This window comes from Pseudomonas sp. LAIL14HWK12:I10, from assembly GCF_900184205.1.
GTDB classification, from domain to species: Bacteria; Pseudomonadota; Gammaproteobacteria; order Pseudomonadales; family Pseudomonadaceae; genus Aquipseudomonas; species Aquipseudomonas kermanshahensis.
The window spans coordinates 352,570-368,239 of the sequence record NZ_FXWU01000001.1; the positions used below are offsets into that span (position 1 = coordinate 352,570).

At 63.6% G+C, this 15,670-nt stretch carries 12 protein-coding genes; 7 read left to right on the forward strand and 5 right to left on the reverse strand.

Annotated elements, in window-relative coordinates; all coding sequences use genetic code 11:
• Positions 1-86 precede the first annotated feature (86 nt).
• The 4 genes from QOS90_RS01695 to gcvP all read left to right on the forward strand — a co-directional run bounded on the left by QOS90_RS01695 (position 87) and on the right by gcvP (position 6,408).
• Positions 87-1,703, forward strand: a complete 1,617-nt coding sequence (locus tag QOS90_RS01695) for an ABC transporter permease (protein ID WP_085272194.1) — start codon at positions 87-89, stop codon at positions 1,701-1,703.
• Positions 1,704-1,832: 129 nt separating this feature from the next.
• Positions 1,833-2,915 (forward strand): glycine cleavage system aminomethyltransferase GcvT, encoded by a 1,083-nt coding sequence (gene gcvT, locus QOS90_RS01700; protein WP_085272195.1) that lies wholly within the window; start codon positions 1,833-1,835, stop codon positions 2,913-2,915.
• Between the two features lie 51 nt (positions 2,916-2,966).
• Positions 2,967-3,350 carry a glycine cleavage system protein GcvH gene (gcvH, locus tag QOS90_RS01705; RefSeq protein ID WP_027592242.1) on the forward strand — a complete coding sequence of 128 codons (384 nt, stop codon included), beginning with the start codon at positions 2,967-2,969 and terminating at the stop codon, positions 3,348-3,350.
• Between the two features lie 184 nt (positions 3,351-3,534).
• A complete protein-coding gene (gcvP, locus tag QOS90_RS01710) occupies positions 3,535-6,408 on the forward strand; it encodes an aminomethyl-transferring glycine dehydrogenase (protein WP_085272196.1) in 2,874 nt (957 codons plus the stop codon).
• Between the two features lie 28 nt (positions 6,409-6,436).
• Here the strand turns inward: gcvP and QOS90_RS01715 are convergent, their stop codons facing one another.
• From QOS90_RS01715 to QOS90_RS01725, 3 genes are all read right to left on the reverse strand, one after another.
• Positions 6,437-6,751 (reverse strand): DUF2388 domain-containing protein, encoded by a 315-nt coding sequence (locus QOS90_RS01715; RefSeq protein WP_027592244.1) that lies wholly within the window; start codon positions 6,749-6,751, stop codon positions 6,437-6,439.
• 89 nt (positions 6,752-6,840) lie between these two features.
• The gene (locus QOS90_RS01720) at positions 6,841-8,526 is read right to left on the reverse strand and encodes a GspE/PulE family protein (protein WP_085272197.1); all 1,686 of its coding nucleotides are present in this window, start codon (positions 8,524-8,526) and stop codon (positions 6,841-6,843) included.
• Between the two features lie 91 nt (positions 8,527-8,617).
• Complete coding sequence (locus QOS90_RS01725; protein ID WP_027592246.1) at positions 8,618-8,923, reverse strand: ACT-like domain-containing protein; 306 nt, start codon at positions 8,921-8,923, stop codon at positions 8,618-8,620.
• A 126-nt stretch (positions 8,924-9,049) separates the two neighbouring features.
• Here QOS90_RS01725 and QOS90_RS01730 point away from each other — a divergent pair, with 126 nt between their 5' ends.
• Entirely contained in the window at positions 9,050-9,520 is a 471-nt protein-coding gene (locus tag QOS90_RS01730; RefSeq protein WP_085272198.1) for an Lrp/AsnC family transcriptional regulator, read from the forward strand.
• A gap of 118 nt (positions 9,521-9,638) precedes the next feature.
• Here the strand turns inward: QOS90_RS01730 and QOS90_RS01735 are convergent, their stop codons facing one another.
• Positions 9,639-11,015 carry a CYTH domain-containing protein gene (locus tag QOS90_RS01735; protein WP_027592248.1) on the reverse strand — a complete coding sequence of 459 codons (1,377 nt, stop codon included), beginning with the start codon at positions 11,013-11,015 and terminating at the stop codon, positions 9,639-9,641.
• Positions 11,016-11,129: 114 nt separating this feature from the next.
• Here QOS90_RS01735 and argE point away from each other — a divergent pair, with 114 nt between their 5' ends.
• Both argE and argA read left to right on the forward strand, forming a co-directional pair.
• Positions 11,130-12,272, forward strand: coding sequence for an acetylornithine deacetylase (gene argE / locus QOS90_RS01740; RefSeq protein WP_085272199.1), 1,143 nt, complete (start codon positions 11,130-11,132; stop codon positions 12,270-12,272).
• Between the two features lie 124 nt (positions 12,273-12,396).
• Positions 12,397-13,695: an amino-acid N-acetyltransferase gene (gene argA / locus QOS90_RS01745; protein WP_085272200.1), complete on the forward strand. Its 1,299-nt coding sequence runs from the start codon at positions 12,397-12,399 to the stop codon at positions 13,693-13,695.
• A gap of 150 nt (positions 13,696-13,845) precedes the next feature.
• On the opposite strand, the gene QOS90_RS01750 is transcribed toward argA, so the two are convergent.
• Positions 13,846-15,222 carry a glutamine synthetase family protein gene (locus QOS90_RS01750; RefSeq protein ID WP_027592251.1) on the reverse strand — a complete coding sequence of 459 codons (1,377 nt, stop codon included), beginning with the start codon at positions 15,220-15,222 and terminating at the stop codon, positions 13,846-13,848.
• Positions 15,223-15,670 lie beyond the last annotated feature (448 nt).

Consider the following 15,670-nt stretch of genomic DNA (forward strand, 5'->3'; position numbering starts at 1 on the left):
CACTGAAGCGTGTGTAAACCCTGTGGGGGCGGGCTTGCCCGCGAACGACCGCGCAGCGGTCGCAATCGCAATCGAGAGTTCTGAACTTGCCCCACACCCCCCAACGCCGCTGGTACCTCCCGGTCGCCCTGGTCGCCGCCCTGGTGCTGTTGCCCCTGAGCGTCCTGCTGCTGTCATGGCAGTCGATCGACCTGCAGATCTGGTCACACCTGCTCGACACTCAGATGAGCCGCCTGCTCGGCAACACCCTGACCCTGGTAGTAGGCGTAGGCCTCGGCGTGACCGTATTGGGGGTCAGCCTGGCCTGGCTCACCAGCCTCTGCGAATTCCCTGGCCGGCGCTGGCTGGACTGGGCGCTGATGCTGCCGTTTGCCATCCCCGCCTACGTGCTGGCATTCGTTTTCGTCGGCCTGCTGGATTTTGCCGGCCCGGTGCAAAGCGCCCTGCGCGAAGTATTCGGGCCGATGCGCCTGCCGCGCGTGCGCTCCACGGGCGGGGTGATCATCGTGCTCGTGCTGGTGTTCTACCCCTATGTCTACCTGCTGGCGCGCACAGCCTTCCTGGCGCAGGGCAGGGGCCTGATGGAAGCGGCCCGGGTACTGGGGTTGTCACCGCTGCAGGCGTTCTGGCGCGTCGCACTGCCCATGGCGCGGCCGGCGATCGGTGCCGGTATCGCCCTGGCATTGATGGAAACCCTGGCCGACTTCGGTGCAGTGGCGGTGTTCAATTTCGACACCTTCACCACGGCCATCTACAAGACCTGGTACGGCTTCTTCAGCCTGTCCAGCGCGGCCCAGTTGGCCAGCCTGCTGCTGTTGGCGGTGATGCTGGTGCTGTACGGCGAGCGCCGTGCCCGCGGCGCGAGCCGCACGGGTAATGAGCGCGCGCGTGGCAAGGCGCTCTATCACCTGCGTGGGGCCAAGGCGCTGCTGGCCAGCGGCTGGTGCCTGCTGGTGTTCGCCTGTGCCTTCGTCATACCGCTGCTGCAACTGCTGGTGTGGTGCTGGCAGCGTGGGCGGCATGACCTGGACGAGCGTTATGTCGGCCTGGTGTTGCACACCTTGTACCTGGGCGGCATGGCTGCATTGATCACGGTGAGCGTGGCGCTGCTGCTGGCCTTCGCCCGGCGCCAGGCGCCGACCGGGGGCATCCGCGCCGGGGTCGGCCTGGCCAACCTTGGTTATGCCCTGCCAGGCTCGGTGCTGGCCGTGTCGATCATGCTGGCCTTCAGTTACCTCGATAACCAGCTGGTGGTGCCGATTTCGACGTGGCTGGGCGGCGCTGGCAAACCCTTGCTGCTGGGCAGCCTTGCGGCCTTGCTGCTGGCCTACCTGGTGCGCTTCATCGCCGTGGCCTACGGGCCGCTGGAAAGCAGCCTGGAGCGTATCCGGCCCTCATTGCCAGAGGCTTCGCGCAGCTTGGGCGTCGGCGGCGTGGCATTGTTTTTCAAGGTGTATCTGCCGTTGCTGGTGCCCGGTGCACTGAGTGCTGCCCTGCTGGTATTCGTCGATGTGTTGAAGGAAATGCCGGCCACCTTGCTGATGCGCCCGTTCGGCTGGGACACCTTGGCGGTACGGGTGTTCGAGATGACCAGCGAGGGCGAGTGGGCGCGTGCCTCGCTGCCTGCCTTGACCCTGGTGCTGGTGGGCTTGCTGCCGGTCATCGGGCTGATTCGCCGCTCAGCTCGGCGCCCCGGTCACTGACAGTAAGGATGCCAGCCCGCGCCCATGCGGCTACAATGCGCGGCATTCGCGCGGCGGGTCCTACAAGAAGAGCTGACGACCAAACGTCATCGACCGCCGCCGCTTCGCCACGCCCGGAAGGAGAAACCCATGGGACAGCGCACGCTTTTGTATGACCTGCACCTGGCGCTCGGCGCCAAGACGGTCGATTTTGGCGGTTGGGACATGCCCCTGCACTATGGCTCGCAAGTCGAGGAGCACCATCAGGTGCGCAGTGACTGCGGGGTCTTCGATGTTTCCCATATGACCGTGATCGACATCAGTGGCCGTGATGCTACCGCTTGGTTGCAGCATTTGCTGGCCAACGATGTTGCCCGCCTCGACAGTGTCGGCAAGGCGCTGTATAGCCCACTGCTCAACGAAGAGGGCGGGGTCATCGATGACCTCATCGCCTATCGCACCGAAGCCGGCTACCGCCTGGTCACCAACGCCGCTACCCGCGCCAAGGTGCTGGCTTGGCTCAAGGCCCAGCAGACCGAGTTCTCGGTCGATTTCAAGGTGCGCCCGGACCTGGCCATTCTGGCCATCCAAGGCCCGCAGGCGCGTGACAAGGTCGCCGCCTTGCTCAGCGCCTCGCGCGCCGCGCTGATTCGCGCGCTGCGCCCGTTCGAAGGCATTGCTGACGGCGACTGGTTCATTGCCCGCACCGGTTATACCGGTGAAGACGGCCTTGAGATCATCCTGCCAGGCCACGAGGCCGTTACCTTCTACAACGACCTGGTCGGCGCCGGCATCGCCCCCAGTGGCCTGGGTGCCCGTGACACCCTGCGCCTGGAAGCCGGCATGAACCTTTATGGCCAGGACATCGACGAAACCCATACCCCACTCACCTCCAACCTGGGCTGGAGCATCGCCTGGGAGCCGGCTGAGCGCGAGTTCATCGGCCGCGCGGGCCTGCTGGCGGAAATCGAGCAAGGTGTGAAGGAAAAACTGGTTGGCCTGGTGCTGGAAGAACGCGGTGTTTTGCGTGCCCATCAGGTGGTTCGCGTTGCTGGCATTGGCGAAGGGGAGATCACCAGTGGTAGTTTCTCTCCTACGCTGAGCAAGTCTATTGCCCTGGCGCGTTTACCCATGGCCACCGGCGACCGCGCCGAGGTCGAGATTCGCGGCAAGTGGTACCCGGTGCGGGTGGTCAAACCGACCTTCGTGCGCCACGGCAAAATCCTGATTTGAATAATTTTTAACCGGCGGGCCGACCGCTGAGCCAATCGAGGAATTCAAGACATGAGCAATATCCCCGCCGAACTGCGTTTTGCCGAAAGCCACGAGTGGGCACGCCTGGAAAGCGACGGCACAGTGACCGTTGGCATCAGCGACCACGCACAGGAAGCCCTGGGTGACGTCGTGTTCGTCGAACTGGCGGAAGTCGGCAAGGTGTTCGCCCAAGGCGACGCGGCTGGCGTGGTCGAGTCGGTCAAGGCTGCTTCCGACATCTACGCCCCGATCGGTGGCGAAGTGATCGCGGTCAACGAAGCACTGGCCGACAGCCCAGAGCTGCTCAACGAAGAGCCTTACGGTGCCTGGATCTTCAAGCTGAAGCCAAGCGACAAGGCTGAGCTGGACAAGCTGCTGGATGCTGCGGGTTATCAGGCTGCTATCGGCGAGTAATACCGCGTCGCCTTCTTCGCGGCTAAAGCCGCTCCCACAGGTACTGCACTGCAGCTGATACCCCTGTAGGAGCGGGTTTACCCGCGATGAGGCCGGGCCTGCAAGCAAGTTTCCCCGCACAATCGGCAATCCTTCCTAGACTTATAAGTCTCCATGAGGCCTGGTCTAGGAAGAGAGCGTCGTCATGTCCCAGTCGCCGTCCCTGCATCAACTGCAAGAGCTCAACCCTTTCCTGCGTCGCCACCTGGGCCCCGATGCCTCGGAGCAGCAGGCCATGCTCAGCGCGTTGGGTGTTGCCAGCCGCAGCGAGCTGATCGAGCAGACGGTCCCGCCGGGGATCCGCCTCAATCGCCCCCTCGACCTGCCGCCGGCGCTGGACGAACAGGCCGCATTGGCCAAGCTCGCCGGTTATGCCGAGCAGAACCAGGTCTGGACCAGCCTCATCGGCATGGGCTACCACGGCACCGTCACGCCGACCGTCATCCTGCGTAACGTGCTGGAAAACCCTGGCTGGTACACCGCCTACACGCCTTACCAACCCGAAATCGCCCAAGGCCGGCTGGAAGCGTTGTTGAATTTCCAGCAGATGGTCATCGACCTCACCGGCCTCACCCTGGCCAACGCCTCGCTACTCGACGAGGCCACCGCCGCTGCCGAGGCCATGGCCCTGGCCAAGCGCGTGGCACGCAACAAGAGCAACGCGTTTTTCGCCGACGAGCACTGCCACCCGCAAACCCTCTCGGTGCTGAAAACCCGCGCTGAAGGGTTTGGCTTCGACCTGATCGTCGATTCTGTGGATAACCTGGCCAAGCACGCGGTATTCGGCGCCTTGCTGCAGTACCCGGACACCCACGGCGAGGTACGCGACCTGCGCCCGCTGATCGATCACCTGCACAGCCAGCATGCCTTGGCCTGCGTCGCCGCCGACCTGCTCAGCCTGGTGGTGCTGGCACCACCCGGTGAGCTGGGCGCCGATGTGGTGTTGGGCTCGACCCAGCGCTTTGGCGTCCCGATGGGCTATGGCGGCCCTCATGCCGCCTATTTCGCCTGCCGCGACGACTTCAAGCGGGCCATGCCGGGGCGCATCATCGGTGTGTCGCGCGATGCCCGGGGCAACACCGCGCTGCGCATGGCCCTGCAGACCCGCGAGCAGCACATCCGCCGCGAAAAGGCCAACTCCAACATCTGCACGGCCCAGGTGCTGCTGGCCAACATCGCCGGCTTCTACGCCGTCTACCATGGCCCAGAAGGCTTGCAGCGCATCGCCCAGCGGGTGCACCGGCTGACCTTCATTCTGGCGGCCGGCCTGGAGGCCAAGGGCATCAAGCGGCTCAACCAGCATTTCTTCGACACCTTGACGCTGGAGGTGGGCGGCGCGCAGGCGGCGATCATCGAAAGTGCCGAGCACGCGCGTATCAACCTGCGCATCCTCGGGCGCGGGCACTTGGGCGTGAGCCTGGACGAAACCTGCAACGAACAGACCGTGTTGCGCCTGTTGGACATTTTCCTCGGCGTCGATCACGGCCTGGACATTGCCGCGCTCGACCAGTTGGCGCTGCCAGAAGGCATCCCGGCGGGGCTGGTGCGGCGCACCCCGATCCTCGCGCACCCGGTCTTCAACCTGCACCACAGCGAAACCGAGATGCTGCGCTACCTCAAGCAGCTGGAAAACAAGGACCTGGCGCTGAACCAGTCAATGATCCCGCTGGGCTCCTGCACCATGAAACTCAACGCCACCAGCGAGATGATCCCCATCACCTGGCCAGCCTTCGCCCAGCTGCACCCGTTCGCCCCGGCTGCCCAGGCAGTGGGCTACAAGGCGATGATCGACGAGCTGGAAAGCTGGTTATGCGCCATCACCGGCTTCGACGCCATCTGCATGCAGCCCAACTCCGGCGCGCAGGGCGAATACGCCGGCCTTATGGCCATCACCCGCTACCACCGCAGCCGCCACCAGCCTCAGCGTACCTTGTGCCTGATTCCGTCCTCCGCCCACGGCACCAACCCGGCCTCGGCGCAGATGGCCGGCATGGAGGTGGTGATCGTCGATTGCGACGACGACGGCAACGTCGACCTCACGGACCTCAAGGCCAAAGCGCAAGCGGCCGGGGATCGGTTGTCGTGCCTGATGGTCACCTACCCCTCGACCCACGGGGTGTATGAAGAGGGTATTCGCGAAATCTGCGACGTGGTACACCAACACGGTGGCCAGGTGTACATGGACGGTGCCAACCTCAATGCCCAGGTCGGCCTGACGCGCCCAGCCGACATCGGCGCCGATGTGTCGCATATGAACCTGCACAAGACCTTCTGCATCCCCCACGGGGGCGGCGGCCCCGGCATGGGCCCGATCGGTATCCGCGCCCACCTCAAGCCCTTTGTCGCCAGCCACCCGGTGGTGCCGGTGCCGGGTTTGGACCCGAACAACAGCGCGGTCAGTGCCGCGCCTTGGGGCAGCGCGAGCATTCTGCCGATCAGCTGGATGTATATCGCCATGATGGGCCCGCAACTGGCCGATGCCAGTGAGGTGGCGATCCTCTCGGCCAATTACCTGGCCAGCCAACTTGGTGGGGCTTTCCCGGTGCTTTACCGCGGGCGTAACCAGCGCGTGGCCCACGAGTGCATTCTCGATCTGCGGCCGCTCAAGGCGCAGACCGGCATCAGCGAGGAAGACGTGGCCAAGCGTTTGATGGACTACGGCTTCCATGCCCCGACCATGTCATTCCCGGTACCGGGCACGCTGATGGTCGAGCCAACCGAGAGTGAGTCGAAAGCCGAGCTGGACCGTTTCGTCGAAGCGATGCTGGCGATCCGTGCAGAAATCGCTCAGGTACAGGAAGGCAACTGGCCGGCCGAAGACAACCCGCTCAAGCATGCGCCGCATACCTTGGCTGACGTGTTGGCACCGTGGAACAGGCCGTACAGCCTGGAGCAAGGCATTGCCCCCAGCGCTCACGTACGCAAGCACAAGTATTGGCCAGCAGTGAACCGGGTCGACAATGTGTATGGGGACAGGAACTTGTTTTGCGCGTGTGTGCCGGTGGAGGCTTATCGCTGATTTTTGGGGGGGCTGGCCCCCCAAAAACTTATTCGGCTACCGCGTTCTTGGCCAGGATGGCATTGGCCAGTTCCATGTCGCTGGCTTGCATCCCTGGGTTTTCAGCGCGCACCTGGCGCATCGCCGATTCCAGGAACGGCCCACGGATTGCGCCTTCACTGGCCACGAAGCTGCCGGCGTCGTCCTGCGCGGCCATTACCAGTTTGTGATCCTTCGACGTCAGGTAGGTCGACGCCGTGGTTGCACCGGAAGAAATCACGTTACGCCAGAAGGTATCAGCCATGGCGGAGCCCATTGGCAGCGAAAGCAAGGCAGCGGTCGCGATGGCGGTTTTGAGACGCATGTTGAAACACCTCGAAGGGTGAGGGTTGAAGATGCGCAGTTTGATCCTGCCGAGGGGGTGCAAGTTCCTTGAATACAAGGGTTTTTTGCTCAGGAACAGGCCCTTAGCACTTCCTCTGTAGCGGTCAGGCCCCGGGCCACTTTCGCCTCCCCGCAGCGGCGCAGGTCTACCAAGCCTTCGCTCAGCGCTTGGCGTCGCAACTGCGCCAGGTCGGTGTGTGGGCCTATCTGCGCGCGCAGGCTTTCGCTGGGTATCAACAGTTCGAACAGGCCAGTACGGCCCTGAAAACCGGTACCGCGACAGGTGCGGCACGGCTGGCCGCTGGCTGCCGAGGCACAACCCTGGCAATCGCTGCACAAGGTGCGAATCAGGCGCTGCGCCATGACCCCGATCAGCGTTGCCTTGATCAGGTAATCAGCCACGCCCAGTTCCTGCAGCCGGGTGATCGCGCCGCAGGCATCGTTGGTGTGCAGGGTCGACAGCACCAGGTGCCCGGTGAGGGCTGCCTGCACGGCCACCAGGGCGGTTTCCCGGTCGCGGATCTCGCCGACCATGATGATGTCCGGGTCCTGGCGCAGCATCGCCCGCACGCCGTCGGCGAAGCACAGGCCTAGTGCCGGCTGGACTTGCAGTTGGTTGAAGGCCGGCTCCAGCCGCTCGATGGGGTCTTCGATGGTGCACAGGTTGACTTGCGGGGTGGCCAGCAGCTTGAGGCTGGCGTAGAGCGTGCTGGTCTTGCCTGAACCCGTGGGGCCTGTCACCAGGATGATGCCCTGGCGTTGGCCCAGCAGCACGCGCCATTGCTCTAGTTGCTGCCCTTCCAGGCCCAGGCGGTCGAAGCCTTCATGCAGCTGTTGCGGGTCAAACAGGCGCAGTACCAGTTTTTCGCCAAAGGGCGTCGGCAAGGTCGATAGGCGCAATTCCACTTCGCCGCCGCCGGCAAGGCGGCTTTGCAACCGGCCGTCCTGTGGCCGGCGTTTCTCTGCCACATCCATGCGCCCGAGGTGTTTGAGGCGGCTGACCAGCGCCAGGGTGACGCCCGCGGGGAAGGCGTAGACGGTGTGCAGCAGGCCGTCGATGCGGTAGCGCAGCTGCCCTTTTTCGCGGCGCGGCTCCAGGTGGATATCGCTGGCGCGTTGCTCGATGGCGTACTGCAGCAGCCAGTCGACGATGTGCACGATGTGAGCATCATCGGCGCTGGCTTCGGCCTGGCGTTTGCCCAGCTCCAGCAGGTGTTCGAGCTCGCCCAGGCTGGCTGACTGCTGGTGCTGCGCGCCCTGTACCGATTGGGCCAGGCGGAAGAACGACTGCCCCAGCTGGCGGATCTGCAGCGGGCTGGCCAGCACGCGGCGGATGGGCCTGCCCAGGCTCCTGGCCAAGTCCGCTTGCCAGTCATCCTGATAGGGCTGTGCGCTGGCCACGGTGACGCCGGAAGGGTCGGCGGCGACGACGAGAATGCCATGGCGCTGGGCGAAAGCGGGGGAGATCAGCCCGCTGACCTGGGCCATGTCGAGTTGCATGGGGTCGATGCGCAGGAATGGCTGGCCGATCTTGTCAGCCAGCCATTGGCAGAGGCGGTCCAGGTCCAAGGGCTGTCCGGGGTGCTTGCGGTCTTCAAGGCCTTGGGCGGCGATGAGCTCCAGAGGGTGGCAGGTCGGCCGTGACGCGGCCTGCTGCAGTACCAGCAGGGTGTCGCTGGCGTCCAGGTGCCGGTCGGTGAGCAAGGCCTGGAGCAGGCGCTTGAGGTCGAGGGCTTGGTTGTCGGGGGTATGCATGGCGGCGTCCTTGCCAGGAGGGGAGTCCTGTTGAAGGCTAGCCGGGTGTGGTGCGCTTACGGCGGGCAAAGGGTTTCTGGATCTTGCGGTGTCAGACCACCGCCAGCTCCACGCGCGCCAGGTTCATCAGGCTTACGTCGCCCACGCACACCAAGTTGCGCAATTTTTGCGCAATCACCTCGGCCCGGTGCCAGCTCAGCCCGCCAATGCCGATCTCGATGGCGAGCCAGTCATCCTGTTGGCTGACCTGCACGTGGTGCGGGGTCAGAAACTGCAAGGCAAACAGGTTGAGCACCCGGCACAAGCTGTCGGGCTCGGCCTCGGCCTGCAGGCGATAGTGCACGGTGCTGTGGGCGTTGCTGGCGGCCCAGGCGTCGGTACGTGGCAGTGCGTTCATGCTGGTCTCCGCAAATGTGGGAGAAATTCTTGCACGTTGAGGCGGGTATTTTTTCGCTATGATTCGACTAATTGGCCGGTATGGCAGATTGTTTTATTCGGATTATCGTGACTTGGAGACTTATTAATGCAAAGCGAACTGGACGCCTATGATCGGCGCATCCTCGAATTGCTGCAGGAGGACGCTTCGCTGTCCAGCGCACAGATCGCCGAGCGTGTGGGGCTTTCCCAGTCGCCTTGCTGGCGGCGCATCCAGCGGCTGAAGGAGGAGGGGGTGATCCGTGGGCAGGTGACGCTGCTCGACCGCAAGAAGATCGGCCTGAACACGCAGATTTTTGCAGAGGTGAAGCTCAACGCGCACGGTCGCTCCAATTTCACCGAGTTCACCGAGGCGATCCGAGGTTTTCCGGAGGTGCTGGAGTGCTACGTGCTGATGGGCTCGGTGGACTTCCTGCTGCGTATCGTTACCTCGGACATTGAGGCGTATGAGCGGTTTTTCTTCGAAAAACTGTCGAATGTGCCGGGGATTCAGGAGGTCAATTCGATCGTGGCGCTTTCGGAGATCAAATCGACCACCAGCCTGCCACTGTCGAGATAGGACACGATCTGTAGGAGCAGCCTTGTGCTGCCAAAGGGCCGGTTTGACCAGAAAAAATCTGTGGCAAAACGGGCCTCTTCGCAGCGCAAGGCTGCTTCTACAGGGCTAGCAACGCCAATCAGGCCTTGAGCAGGTACTTCCAGCCACGGCTTTGATCAACCGCGCGGGCCTGCTCGATACGGGCTTCAAGCAGCTCGTCGGGCGTTTCGGACAGCGGCAGTTCAGCCAGCTCGTGCAGCTTTTTCAGGTCGCCGTACAGGCGGTCCATCTGCGGCGCTTCGAGCACCTGGCGGGCATGGTGCAGCCAGGCGAGCAGCTGTTCGATGCGCGGCAGCTGTTCGGCCAGGTCTTCCGGGCGCTGGGTGTACAGCGGCAGTTTCAGCGAACGGCCTTCTTCACCCAGCAGGTGCGCCATCCAGCTGGCCAGCTGCGCCTTGCCCTGGCGTTCGCCACGGCCTTTGCGCTCGACGGTCCAGCCACGGGCCAGCAGCCAGCGCGAGGTTTCCAGCGAGAACTGGCCCCAACGCACGTCTTCGAGTTCTTCGGCAAATTGCTCAGGCGCGGCGCGGCGGATGTCTTCGTCATCGTTGCCGGCCTGCACCAGTGGGCGCCAGTCTTCCAGCAGCGCGTCGAGGCTGGCGCGCAGTTCGCGGGTGGTGGCGCGCGGTGCGGCCTGGCCCAGGCTGGCGACCAGTGCGCGCAGTTCGGCCAGGGACTGCACCCAGTCCTGCAGCAGGCGCCAGTGGCCATTGTGGCGGTATTGCTCGGCCAGGCGCTGGCTGCTGCCGAGCAACTGCCAGGCGAGGGCGGCGAAGGCATCGTCCAGGGCCATTTCGGCATCCAGCTCGGTCTGGGGCAGGCCCAGCTCGTAGCTTTCGGGCTCCAGCAGGCGGTAGCCACGCTCGGCCTTGCTGATGTCGCAAGGCATCAGCGGCAGGCTGGCGGCGAGCTCGGCGGCCAGTTCCAGCAGGGCTTCAGGTGCGCCTTCGCGCAGTTCGAGCTCCAACTCGCAGATTTCTTCCTTGCGCTTGCCGGCGATCACGAAGCCCTGGTCCAGCGCGGCCTCGATCACGACCTTGCTCTTGCCACGGCCCCAAGCGATTTCGGCGTATTCACGGCTGAAGTCGGTGGTGAACAGCGGCTTGATGGTTTTCTTGTCGAGCGCAGCCAACTGCTCGGGCCAGCAGGTGCCGTCGAGCTTTTTCAGGTCGAGCTTGACCTTGTCCAGGTGCCACTCGTACTCGTTGCGCTCGGACAGCCCGGCCACGCTTTGCCCGCGGCACTTCAAGGTCTGGATGATTGCATCACCATCGCGGCGCAGGCGCAGGGCGACACGGGCGGCGGAAAGCTCGCGCTCCGGGGTGTCGAAGTACTGGTTGAGCAGTTCACGGGTCTGCCAACCGGACTTGTTGCGCTTTTTCAGCAGGGGGTGCTCACGCAGGGCGGCAAGGGTCTCGCGGCTGGCGCGGAGCTTGAGTTCGGTTTCTTTGTGCATCGCAGGCTCGAAGGAGGGGCTCGTTGGCAGAGAGTCTACAGGAGTCGGCCGTCAACGGTTTATTCCAGACGGCAGATGGTCCTATGATGGGCAACGCTTCCGAGGAGTACAGGCATGCCGTTGCCGACGCTGAAAGACCAGTTCGCCGCTTTGATCGCCGCACCTTCGGTCAGTTGTACCCAGCCTGCGCTGGACCAGTCCAACCGTCAGGTCATCGACCTGCTGGCCGGCTGGTTGGGTGACCTGGGTTTCACGTGCGACATCCAGCAGGTCAGCCCCGGCAAGTTCAACCTGCTGGCCAGCCGTGGCACCGGCCCGGGTGGCCTGGTGCTGGCGGGGCACAGCGACACCGTGCCCTACGATGAGCAGCTGTGGTCGAGCGACCCGCTGAAGCTGACCGAGGTCGATGGCCGTTGGGTTGGCCTGGGCAGCTGCGACATGAAGGGCTTTTTCGCCCTGGTCATCGAGGCGGTGGTGCCGTTGCTGGAGCATGACTTCAAGCAGCCGCTGCTGATTCTCGCCACCTGCGACGAAGAAAGCTCCATGTCCGGCGCGCGTGCCTTGGCCGAGGCTGGCCAACCGTTGGGCCGCGCCGCAGTGATCGGCGAGCCCACGGGCCTGCGGCCGATCCGCATGCACAAGGGCATCCTCATGGACCGCATCGACATCCTCGGGCGCAGCGGCCATTCGTCGGACCCGTCCCTCGGCCGCAGCGCCCTGGAAGCCATGCACGCCGCAATGGGCGAACTGATGCAGTTGCGCGGCGAATGGCAGCAAAACTACCGTAACCCGCAGTTCACGGTGCCTACACCGACGATGAACTTCGGCTGCATCCATGGCGGCGACAACCCCAACCGGATCTGCGGCCAATGCGCGCTGGAATTCGACCTGCGGCCGTTGCCGGGGATGGATGTCGAGCAACTGCGGGCAGCGATTCGCCAGAAGCTGGCGCCGGTGGCGGAGCGGTTCGAGGTGCGCATCGACTATGCCCCGCTGTTCCCGGAAGTGCCCGCCTTCGAGCAGGCTGCGGACGCCGAGCTGGTACAGGTGGCCGAACGCCTGACCGGTCACCGCGCCGAAGCGGTAGCGTTTGGCACCGAAGCACCTTATCTTCAGCAGCTGGGCTGCCAGACCATCGTGCTGGGCCCTGGCGACATCGCCTGTGCCCATCAGCCCGGCGAGTACCTGGAAATGTCACGAATCGAGCCTACCGTGCGTCTATTGCGTGACTTGATTCGGCACTATTGCCTGCACTAAACGTCCATTGAGCTTATTCGTTCCTGCCTAGAGGAGACCGCGCGTGACCGCAAGCCTGTTCCGACGATGATCTTGAACGCCCCCTGAATCGCCGTTCTCCGTCCACTTATCCACAGGCCCTGTCATGCCCGATTACGTCAACTGGCTGCGTCATGCTTCCCCGTACATCAATGCCCATCGCGACTGCACGTTTGTAGTCATGCTCCCTGGCGATGGGGTGGACCACCCTAATTTCGGCAACATCGTCCACGACCTGGTGCTGCTGCACAGCCTGGGCGTGCGGCTGGTGCTGGTGCATGGCTCGCGCCCACAGATCGAGAGCCGCCTGGCCGACCGTGGCCTGACCCCGCACTACCACCGTGGCATGCGCATCACCGATGCGGCGACCCTGGAGTGCGTGATCGATGCCGTGGGTGCCCTGCGCCTGGCCATCGAAGCACGCCTGTCGATGGACATCGCCGCCTCGCCGATGCAGGGCTCGCGCCTGCGTGTGGCGTCCGGCAACCTGGTCACGGCGCGGCCGATCGGTGTGCTCGAGGGTGTGGACTACCACCACACCGGCGAAGTGCGCCGGGTCGACCGCAAAGGCATCAGCCGCCTGCTCGACGAGCGTTCCATCGTATTGCTGTCGCCGTTGGGTTATTCGCCCACAGGCGAAATTTTCAACCTGGCTTGCGAAGACGTGGCCACCCGCGCAGCCATCGAGCTGGGTGCCGACAAGCTGCTGCTGTTCGGCGCCGAACCGGGCCTGCTGGATGAGCAGGGCAAGCTGGTGCGTGAGCTGCGCCCACAGCAGGTGGCGCCGCATTTGCTGCGCCTGGGCAGCGACTACCAGGGCGAATTGCTGGATGCGGCCGCCGAGGCCTGCAAGGGCGGCGTGGCGCGTAGCCATATCGTCAGTTATGCCGAAGACGGCGCGCTGCTGACCGAGCTGTTCACCCGCGGTGGCGGCGGCACGCTGGTGTCGCAGGAGCAGTTCGAAGTCGTGCGTGAGGCGACCATCGAGGATGTGGGCGGCCTGTTGGAGCTGATCAGCCCGCTGGAAGAGCAGGGCATCCTGGTGCGCCGTTCGCGCGAGGTGCTGGAGCGGGAAATCGAGCAGTTCAGTGTGGTCGAGCGCGAGGGCATGATCATCGCGTGTGCAGCGCTGTACCCGATTGCCGATTCCGAGGCGGGGGAGCTGGCGTGCCTGGCGGTGAACCCGGAGTACCGGCATGGCGGGCGGGGCGATGAGTTGCTGGAGCGCATCGAGAGCCGTGCGCGGCAGATGGGGCTGAATACGTTGTTCGTGCTGACTACGCGGACTGCGCACTGGTTCCGTGAGCGGGGCTTTGCGCCCAGTGGCGTGGAGCGGCTGCCGGCGGCGCGGGCATCGCTGTACAACTACCAGCGTAATTCGAAGATTTTCGAGAAATCGCTGTAAACCTGTAGCGGCCTCTTCGCGGGCAAGCCCGCTCCCACAGGAAACTCACAAGGCTTGAAGCTTGTGGAATACCTGTGGGAGCGGGCTTGCCCGCGAAGCAGGCGGCGTGGTCTCGAATAAAAACGCCGCCCTTGTGGGCGGCGTTTTCAGTTACACGGTATGCAGATACCAGTTGTACTCGAGGTCGGAGATCGAGTGCTCGAACTCCTCCAGCTCGCTTTCCTTGCACGCGACAAAGATGTCGATGTACTTCGGATCGATGTACTTGTTGAGGATCTCGCTGTCGTCCAACTCGCGCAGGGCATCGCGCAGGTTGTTCGGCAGGCTCTGCTCCAACTGCTCGTACGAGTTGCCTTCGATCGGCGTGCCCGGCTCGATCTTGTTGGTCAGGCCGTGGTGCACGCCGGCCAGCACGGCCGCCATCATCAGGTAAGGGTTGGCATCGGCGCCGGCGACCCGGTGCTCGATGCGCACGGCGTCTGCAGAACCGGTCGGCACGCGCAGCGCGACGGTGCGGTTGTCCAGGCCCCAGCTCGGTGCATTCGGCACATAGAACTGTGCGCCAAAACGACGGTAAGAGTTGACGTTCGGGCAGAGGAACGCCATGGACGCGGGCAGGGTCTCGAGCACACCGCCGACAGCGTGACGTAGCGCGGCGTTCTGCTCGGGATCCTCGCTGGTGAAGATGTTGTTGCCATCTTTGTCCAGCACGGAGATGTGAACGTGCAGGCCGTTGCCTGCCTGGCCCGGGTAGGGCTTGGCCATGAACGTGGTGTCCATTTCATGGTCGTAGGCGATGTTCTTGATCAAACGCTTGAGTAGCACCGCGTAGTCACAGGCCTTGAGCGGGTCTGGGACGTGGTGCAGGTTGACTTCGAACTGCGCAGGGGCGCTTTCCTTGACGATGGCGTCGGCCGGAATACCCTGCTCTTTGGCACCTTCGAGGATGTCCTGCAGGCAGTCGGCGTATTCGTCGAGGTCGTCGATCAGGTACACCTGGGTCGACTGTGGGCGCTTGCCCGAGATCGGCGAGCGCGGCGGTTGCGGGCGGCCGTTCACGTTCTCCTGGTCGATCAGGTAGAACTCCAGCTCGAACGCGGCGCAGATGGTCAGGCCCATGTCGTCGAACTTGCTGACAACCTGACGCAACACTTCACGAGGGTCGGCGAAGAACGGCTCACCTTCGATCTCGTGCATGGTCATGAGCAGCTGTGCGGTGGGGCGTTTCTGCCACGGCTCGTTGCACAGCGTATCGGGGATGGGATAGCAGATGCGGTCGGCGTCGCCGATGTCCAGGCCAAGGCCGGTACTTTCGACGGTGGAACCGTTGATATCCAGGGCGAAGAGGGAGGCCGGCAGGTTGATGCCTTTCTCGTAAACCTTGTGGAGGCTGGTGCGCTCTATGCGCTTGCCGCGCACCACACCATTCATATCTGCAATCAGAAGGTCAACGTAGAGAACCTCAGGATGTTCCTTAAGGAACGCGTTCGCTTCGTTAAGCTGAACGGCACGCGGGGGTACCGACATGATGCAACACCTTTGTTGTTAAAAATATCAATCAAGGGGGGCTTGCAAGACCAGTCAATCGAAAAGCCCTACTGATGTCAAGCCAACCCCATGATGCCCTGAAATGGCACATCTACGGCAGATTTGCTGCATATCGGGGCGAACCATTATCCGCTATTTCCCGCGTGAAGGGCTATCTCAAGCGTGCCGTGTTTTATTTTTTACGGAGGTGTTGTGTAAAAAAATGAACAAGGCTAAGCTCGGATTCAACCCAGAACACAATAATACGAGGGTCACATGGTCCGCTTGTCGCGACCTGAAAGCACTGCCTGCGCAGTGCCATCGGGTACCCCTGTCGTTCATGCACGCACCGTCAACGGTGTGGCCGCCCTGGCCGCAATAATTGACGCTTGGCGCACCCGGACCATTCCCCGTAGCGGCTTAACACGCTTCGATTCGCCTTCCTGCC

Coding starts and splice junctions, on each gene's coding strand:
- gcvT (WP_085272195.1), top strand. CDS start 1,833: ATGGGACAGCGCACGCTTTTGTATGACCTGCACCTGGCGCTCGGCGCC.
- gcvH (WP_027592242.1), top strand. CDS start 2,967: ATGAGCAATATCCCCGCCGAACTGCGTTTTGCCGAAAGCCACGAGTGG.
- gcvP (WP_085272196.1), top strand. CDS start 3,535: ATGTCCCAGTCGCCGTCCCTGCATCAACTGCAAGAGCTCAACCCTTTC.
- QOS90_RS01715 (WP_027592244.1), bottom strand. CDS start 6,751: ATGCGTCTCAAAACCGCCATCGCGACCGCTGCCTTGCTTTCGCTGCCA.
- QOS90_RS01720 (WP_085272197.1), bottom strand. CDS start 8,526: ATGCATACCCCCGACAACCAAGCCCTCGACCTCAAGCGCCTGCTCCAG.
- QOS90_RS01725 (WP_027592246.1), bottom strand. CDS start 8,923: ATGAACGCACTGCCACGTACCGACGCCTGGGCCGCCAGCAACGCCCAC.
- QOS90_RS01730 (WP_085272198.1), top strand. CDS start 9,050: ATGCAAAGCGAACTGGACGCCTATGATCGGCGCATCCTCGAATTGCTG.
- QOS90_RS01735 (WP_027592248.1), bottom strand. CDS start 11,015: ATGCACAAAGAAACCGAACTCAAGCTCCGCGCCAGCCGCGAGACCCTT.
- argE (WP_085272199.1), top strand. CDS start 11,130: ATGCCGTTGCCGACGCTGAAAGACCAGTTCGCCGCTTTGATCGCCGCA.
- argA (WP_085272200.1), top strand. CDS start 12,397: ATGCCCGATTACGTCAACTGGCTGCGTCATGCTTCCCCGTACATCAAT.
- QOS90_RS01750 (WP_027592251.1), bottom strand. CDS start 15,222: ATGTCGGTACCCCCGCGTGCCGTTCAGCTTAACGAAGCGAACGCGTTC.